Annotated in this window: 7 protein-coding genes; all 7 read left to right on the forward strand. The window is 36.6% G+C overall.

The genetic code is table 11. From position 1 onward, the window contains the following. Positions 1-223: 223 nt before the first annotated feature. A complete protein-coding gene (locus BCR25_RS09590; protein WP_069663398.1) occupies positions 224-559 on the forward strand; it encodes a PTS lactose/cellobiose transporter subunit IIA in 336 nt (111 codons plus the stop codon). A gap of 25 nt (positions 560-584) precedes the next feature. Beyond that, positions 585-893: a PTS sugar transporter subunit IIB gene (locus BCR25_RS09595; protein ID WP_069663405.1), complete on the forward strand. Its 309-nt coding sequence runs from the start codon at positions 585-587 to the stop codon at positions 891-893. Positions 894-911: 18 nt separating this feature from the next. Further along, a complete protein-coding gene (locus BCR25_RS09600; RefSeq protein WP_069663399.1) occupies positions 912-2,171 on the forward strand; it encodes a PTS sugar transporter subunit IIC in 1,260 nt (419 codons plus the stop codon). A gap of 12 nt (positions 2,172-2,183) precedes the next feature. Continuing rightward, positions 2,184-3,230: a tyrosine-protein phosphatase gene (locus BCR25_RS09605; RefSeq protein WP_245792263.1), complete on the forward strand. Its 1,047-nt coding sequence runs from the start codon at positions 2,184-2,186 to the stop codon at positions 3,228-3,230. Positions 3,231-3,378: 148 nt separating this feature from the next. Further along, positions 3,379-4,215 (forward strand): BglG family transcription antiterminator LicT, encoded by an 837-nt coding sequence (licT, locus tag BCR25_RS09610; protein ID WP_069663401.1) that lies wholly within the window; start codon positions 3,379-3,381, stop codon positions 4,213-4,215. Positions 4,216-4,315: 100 nt separating this feature from the next. Further along, complete coding sequence (locus BCR25_RS09615) at positions 4,316-6,199, forward strand: beta-glucoside-specific PTS transporter subunit IIABC (RefSeq protein ID WP_069663402.1); 1,884 nt, start codon at positions 4,316-4,318, stop codon at positions 6,197-6,199. Between the two features lie 40 nt (positions 6,200-6,239). After that, the coding region (locus tag BCR25_RS09620; protein ID WP_139124563.1) for a family 1 glycosylhydrolase at positions 6,240-6,459 on the forward strand (220 nt) is incomplete at its 3' end.

Here is a 6,459-nt window from a genome sequence, read left to right on the forward strand (position 1 = left end):
ACTCTTTCATAAATAAACACTCGTTCTAAGTATAAGGTGAAAACGCTTATTAGTCAAAGTCATGTGTATTGTTTTCATATCATGTGTTTTGTTATGTGTTTTACTTTCAAATATAAATGAAACACATGTGTCTGAATAGGCTTCTTATCTACCTTTTGAGTGTTTGGCATAAAAGTTGCTTATAGATAAGTGACTAGGAATTTATTTGAAAGGAGAAGATCGGATGATTTCGGAAACAGATGTGATGCAAATCATTGTATACGCAGGAAATGCTAAATCATTAGCTATGAATGCGATTAAAGAAGCAAAAAAAGGGGAAATCATTAATGCAAAGAAAATGTTGGAGGAAAGTAAAGCAAACTTAAAAATCGCACACCAGCAACATACAACTATTTTACAAAATTTTGCGAACAACCCAGAAGAGTCAGCTACGATGTTTTTGACTCATGCACAAGATCATATGATGGCAGCAATCACTGCTACCGATTTTACAAAAGAATTTATTGATTTACATGAAGAAATGCAAGAATTGCGTAACTTAATTAAAAAGAGTGCGTAAAAATACAACAGAAAAGGTGATCAAATTGAAAATTACGTTAGCGTGTGCAGGTGGAATGTCTACAGGAATGCTGGTTAAAAAGATGGAAGAATATGCTGCGTCACAAGGAATAGCTGCTGATATATCGGCGTGTGGGTTGAGTGAGCTTGAAGAAAGAGTGACAGGATCAGATATTATTTTGCTTGGTCCACAAGTTGGCTATCAGCAAGAAGACGTCAAAAATGAATATCCTGACATTCCGGTTTTAGTAATTGAAATGATGGATTACGGAATGATGAATGGTGAGAAAGTATTTAAAATGGCACAAGAGATTATTAGTGCTAAATCTGAATAGATAAAGGAGAATGAGAAAATGACAGAGGGTAAAAAAAGTTCATTTATTAATGGGTTGAATGTGTTTGTCAATAAATTTTCAAATAACGTTTTTGTTAAAAGTATTGCAAATGGGATGATGATGACTTTGCCGATTACGATCGTAGGAAGTCTGACAACGATCATCGGGATGATTCCAGGCTTACCTGAAATTGTCATCAAGGCCTGCTCATTAGGGACCTCGATTTCAAGTAACTTGATTACTATTTATATCATTATCGGGATTTCTTGTGCGATGGCGCGTGAGAAAAAAGGGGATACGATTGCTTCGATTATTTTATCACTTGCGTCTTTCTTTGTTTTAACACCAATCACAGCTTTTGATACTGGTGGAGAAAAGCCAGCAATGGCGTATGAACTGACTTATCTTGGTTCAAAAGGAATTTTCGTGGGAATGATCGTTGCTTTAGTCGTGACATGGCTGTTTGCAAAAATGGTCGATAAAAGAATCACGTTCCGTATGCCGGAAAGTGTTCCAACTGCGATTGCCAAAACGTTTGAAGCCATTGTCCCTGCCGCAATTATTTTTATCGTTGTCATTATTATCAGCACGCTTTTTGCGGAAACACAGTTTGGTAATGTCCACGATTTCATTTATACGAATCTTCAAACACCTCTTGAATCTTTAGGAGGATCAATCTGGTCTGCACTCTTTATCATGTTTTTATCAGAACTACTTTGGTTCTTTGGTATTCATGGTAGCATGGTTGTAGGGTCTGTAATTGCTGTTTTGTTCACTTCACAAGCCTATGCTAATATGGAAGCTGTTGCTGCTGGAGAGGTTGCAACCAACATCATCAATTCATTTTTCTTGGATGCATTCAAAGGACCTAGAGCTCTAGCTTTGGCAGTGATTTTAGTCTGGATGAGTCGGAGTGAGAAATTTAAATCGATTGGGAAAATTTCATTTATTCCAAGTATTTTTGGTATCACCGAACCGATGAAATTCGGGATTCCAATGATTATGAATGCAGTTATTTTTATTCCTTTGACTCTCTCAGCTGCAGTTTGTGTCGGAATTGCTTACATTGCAACGATCATCGGCTTTTTACCAGTGATCAGTGTAAACGTACCGAAAAATCTTCCGACCTTCTTATCGGGATTTATGGCGGCTGGTTGGCAAGGATTGGTTGTTCAGTTGATCCAGTTTGTTGTGGTACTATTGTTGTATCTACCGTTCATTAAAAAATTGGATAAACAAGGCGTAGCAGAAGAGGCTGCAACACTTGAAAAACAATAGGAGTGTGACATTATGCAAAAGCTGCAAATAGAAAGAGATGCTGAATACCTAAAAATAAAAATTCCGGAAACTATGCGCTTTCCTGTAAGAGTCTATTATGGAAGTAATCATTCTGAAAATATAATAGGTAGTCACTATCTAGAGTTTAGTGAAAAAGGCTGGCAAACATTTAAAGATCCTGAGCCAGGTGCACGTTTATATTTCAAAGCGTTTTCGGATTCAGATACTTTTATCGGGGCAGAACGCCGTCTGCCTTTAGAGCATTTATATAATTGTCGGGATCTAGGTGGATACTCTACCGCGGATGGGCATTTGACAAAGTGGGGTTTAGTTTTTCGATCAGATGCGTTACATCAATTAGATAGTGAAGAACAGAAATATATCGAAAGACTGGAGATCAAACGAATCATTGATTTTCGTTCACCACAAGAGATTGCCAAAGACCCTAATCAGCCAATTTCAATGAGTGAAACGGTCAATTTTAATCCTCACGCCGATGTTGCTCAACAAGCAAGTACGCAATCTGTTTCAAAAAAAGATGAAGAGAAAATCGCTCAGCTGGAAGAAATGGTCCGCACTGAAGCTGGAAAAGAGCAGTTAAGGAAAAATCGGAATGTGATGATTGAACAAATGAAGCAGTTAGTTTTAGGTGAAAATGCTGTTAAAGCATATCAACAGTTTTTTTCAACCTTGGTTGAGGATGATGCAGCACCATTGATTTTTCATTGTCAAGGTGGGAAAGATCGTACTGGTTGGGCTGCTGCGATTTACTTAGGTGCCTTAGGTGTCAGTAAGGAACAAATTTATCAAGATTATCTTCTGACAGACAAGATGAACGCGCCTAGAAATGCAAAGCGGATGGCTATTTATAAAAAATATACTGATAATGAAGATGTACTTGCTTTCTTAGCCTCACTACAACTAACTAAAAAAGACTACTTAGATGGTGCCTATCAAGCAGTCGAAAAAAATTATGGCACGATGAAAGAATATTTGACACTTGGGTTAGGTGTAAAAGAGAGTCAGTTAGAGCGATTGCATAAATTGTATTTATACTAAAAGTAAGAGCTTTTCCTGTGTTGACAACGCTTTACTTTCATGTTTTAATAACAAGAGAAATGAAGATTGTTACTGATTATTCAGGCTATACTTTATTTTTAATCAACATTTTATTAGCTAGCTGATCGAATCTCACTGAGGAGATACTATGGAAGTAAAAAAAGTAATCAATAATAATATTGTCAAATCTCTCAACACTGATGGTCATGAAGTTTTGGTGATGGGCAAAGGGATTGGATTCAAAAAAAATGTTGGAGATGCAATTGACGATGGTTTGATTGAAAAGATTTATACAAGTAATGCTGACTTAACCACTAATAAATTGACACAGTTATTGTCAAATGTTCGATTGGAGCATTTACAAGTGGCAAATGAAATTATTGGTTTTGCAAAAGTTTCTTTAGGAAAAAAGCTGAACGAGAATATTTATCTTACTCTAACAGATCATATCGACTATGCCATTGAACGGCATAATAATGGTTTGCCAGTGCAAAATGCACTTTTATGGGAGATCAAACGATTTTATAATCATGAATATTTGATTGGAAAAGAAGCTTTAACTATTATTTCCAATCGGTTATCTATCTCATTACCAGAAGACGAAGCAGGCTTTATCGCCTTGCATATCGTTAATGCTGAACTTGATTTATCACAAGTCAGTCAAGTTTCTGAAATGACACAAGTGATTCAAAAAATCATTAATATCGTCAAATATCACTATAAAACAGATTTAGACGAATATACATTAAATTACGAGCGGTTTATTACTCATTTAAAGTTTTTCGTCCAACGTCTATTTAGTGGAATAGAATTAGACAAGGATAAAGACGAAGGATTTTTATTTATGCTAAAGGAGAAGTATCAAGAAGAATATCTCTGTGCATTGAAAATTCGTGAGTATATTGGAAAAGAATTCGATCGAGAGTTAAAGGAAGATGAAATGATTTATCTCACGATCCATATTAGAAGAATTACAAACAATTAAAGGATTGTTACTGTGTACATCACAGGCTATACCTAAGAAAAAGTTCTTTGGATAAAGAGCTTTCTTAGGTATTTTTTTATTTTTTTAGGAGGAATGATACATGAATTATCAAGAATTAGCAGATAAAATTATTGAACAGATCGGCGGAGAAGAAAATATCAGTGGTTTAACGCATTGTGCGACGCGCTTACGGTTTAATTTGAAAGACGAGCAAAAAGCACAGACAGATGAGATAAAAGATACTGCTGGTGTAATGGGGGTTGTTTCAAAGGGGGGCCAATACCAAGTAATCATTGGTAGTGATGTTGGGAGTGTTTATAAAGAGATTGTCAAAAAAGCGCCTGCTTTGGATGGTCAGTCAACTGACTCGGGTGAAAAAGATGACCGGAGCGCCGCATCAAAAGTTATTGATACGATTACTGGGATTTTTACCCCTATTTTGCCAGCGATCACTGCAGCTGGGATGCTAAAAGCAGTTCTTTCTTTATTAGTTGTTTTCAATGCGATAGATAAAACGGGTCAAACCTATATCATCATTGATTTTATGGCAGATGCAGCCTTTTATTTTCTGCCGATTTTATTAGCTGCATCTTCTGCTCAAAAATTTAAAACCAATATGTATCTAGCAATGATGGTTGGTGGAATTTTACTCCATCCAAATTTTGTTGGCATGGTTAATGCAATCAAAGAAGCTGGTGAAGGGAGTATTCACTTATTTGGATTACCAATTTCAGCCGTGACCTATGGTTCTTCTGTGATTCCAATTATTTTATCGGTATGGTTTATGTCTTATGTTGAACCGATTGCAGATAAATTGTCGCCAAAGGTCATCAAATTTTTCAGTAAACCGTTGATCACGATTGCAGTTGTTGGAACAATTTCGCTTGTTGTAATTGGTCCGATCGGTTATTTCATTAGTGACGGTATTTCAACTGGTATTAAAGCGTTAGAAGAATTTAGTCCTTGGTTAGTGCCGACAATCATTGGTGCATTTACACCATTGTTTGTTGCAACTGGTACTCATTATGGACTTGTTCCAATTGGAATCAATAACCGTATGACAACCGGCTATGATACGGTAATCTATCCTGGAATGTTGGCCTCAAATCTTGGACAGGGAGCGGCTTCATTAGCTGTAGGACTTAAAAGTAAAGATTCTTCAATCAAACAATTGGCTTCTTCTGCTGGTTTGACAGGATTGTTTGGGATTACCGAACCAGCTTTGTACGGAGTGAATTTGCGCTATAAAACACCTTTATATGCTGCTATGATCGGTGGTGGAATAGGTGGTTTGTTTATGGGAATTGCACGAGTAAAAAACTTTACTGGTGGTTCACCTGGCTTGTTGACATTACCAAGCTATATTGGAGATGATACATTGACGCATTTTTATATGGCATGTATCGGTGCAGTAATCAGTATCGTGATTTCTTTTGTTATATCCTATCTTTTATATAAAGAGCCCCAAGTGGAACAAAAAAACGAACAAACAAATGCTGAACCAATTGTTAATGAAGCAGTTTCTGAATCGATCATCAATATTGTAAATCCTGTTAAAGGAGAGATCGTCCAGCTAGCCGATGTGGCAGATGGTATGTTTTCAGAAGAAATTTTAGGTAAAGGTCTTGCTGTGAGACCAGTTGAAGATATCGTTTATGCACCATTTGATGGAATTGTTACAGCTGTTTTTGATTCTAAACATGCGATTGGATTGACGAGTGATACAGGTGTTGAACTATTGATTCATATCGGCATTGATACTGTGCAGTTAAATGGCGAAGGCTATGATTATTTTGTGGAAAAAGGGCAAAAAGTGAAAACAGGTGATAAATTAATCAAATTTGACTTAGAGAAAATTGCTGAAAAGGGCTATAATATAATTACACCTGTTGTGGTAACTAATTCGATAGATTTTGGCGATATTATTACGTTGACAAGTGTGTTGTCTGATCCGGGTGAACAGGTGATGAAAGTCATCCGTTGATGAGATGGCACCTACTATAATAAAATGGAGGAATTTTGACATGTCATTTAGAAAAGATTTTTTATGGGGCGGCGCAACAGCAGCCAATCAATGTGAAGGTGGATATAACGAAGGCGGCAGAGGCTTAGCCAATGTAGATCTAGCACCAGTTGGGCCAGATCGTTTTCCAGTAATTACTGGAGAGAGAAAAATGTTCGATTTTGATGATGAGCATTTCTATCCAGCACAACATGCGATCGATATGTATCATCACTACAAAG

The sequence above is a fragment of the Enterococcus termitis genome (genome assembly GCF_001730305.1).
GTDB classification, from domain to species: Bacteria; Bacillota; Bacilli; order Lactobacillales; family Enterococcaceae; genus Enterococcus_L; species Enterococcus_L termitis.

Bases quoted from the DNA above. Each gene is read 5' to 3' on its own strand.
- BCR25_RS09615 (WP_069663402.1), top strand. From the start codon at position 4,316: ATGAATTATCAAGAATTAGCAGATAAAATTATTGAACAGATCGGCGGA.
- BCR25_RS09605 (WP_245792263.1), top strand. From the start codon at position 2,184: ATGCAAAAGCTGCAAATAGAAAGAGATGCTGAATACCTAAAAATAAAA.
- licT (WP_069663401.1), top strand. From the start codon at position 3,379: ATGGAAGTAAAAAAAGTAATCAATAATAATATTGTCAAATCTCTCAAC.
- BCR25_RS09590 (WP_069663398.1), top strand. From the start codon at position 224: ATGATTTCGGAAACAGATGTGATGCAAATCATTGTATACGCAGGAAAT.
- BCR25_RS09600 (WP_069663399.1), top strand. From the start codon at position 912: ATGACAGAGGGTAAAAAAAGTTCATTTATTAATGGGTTGAATGTGTTT.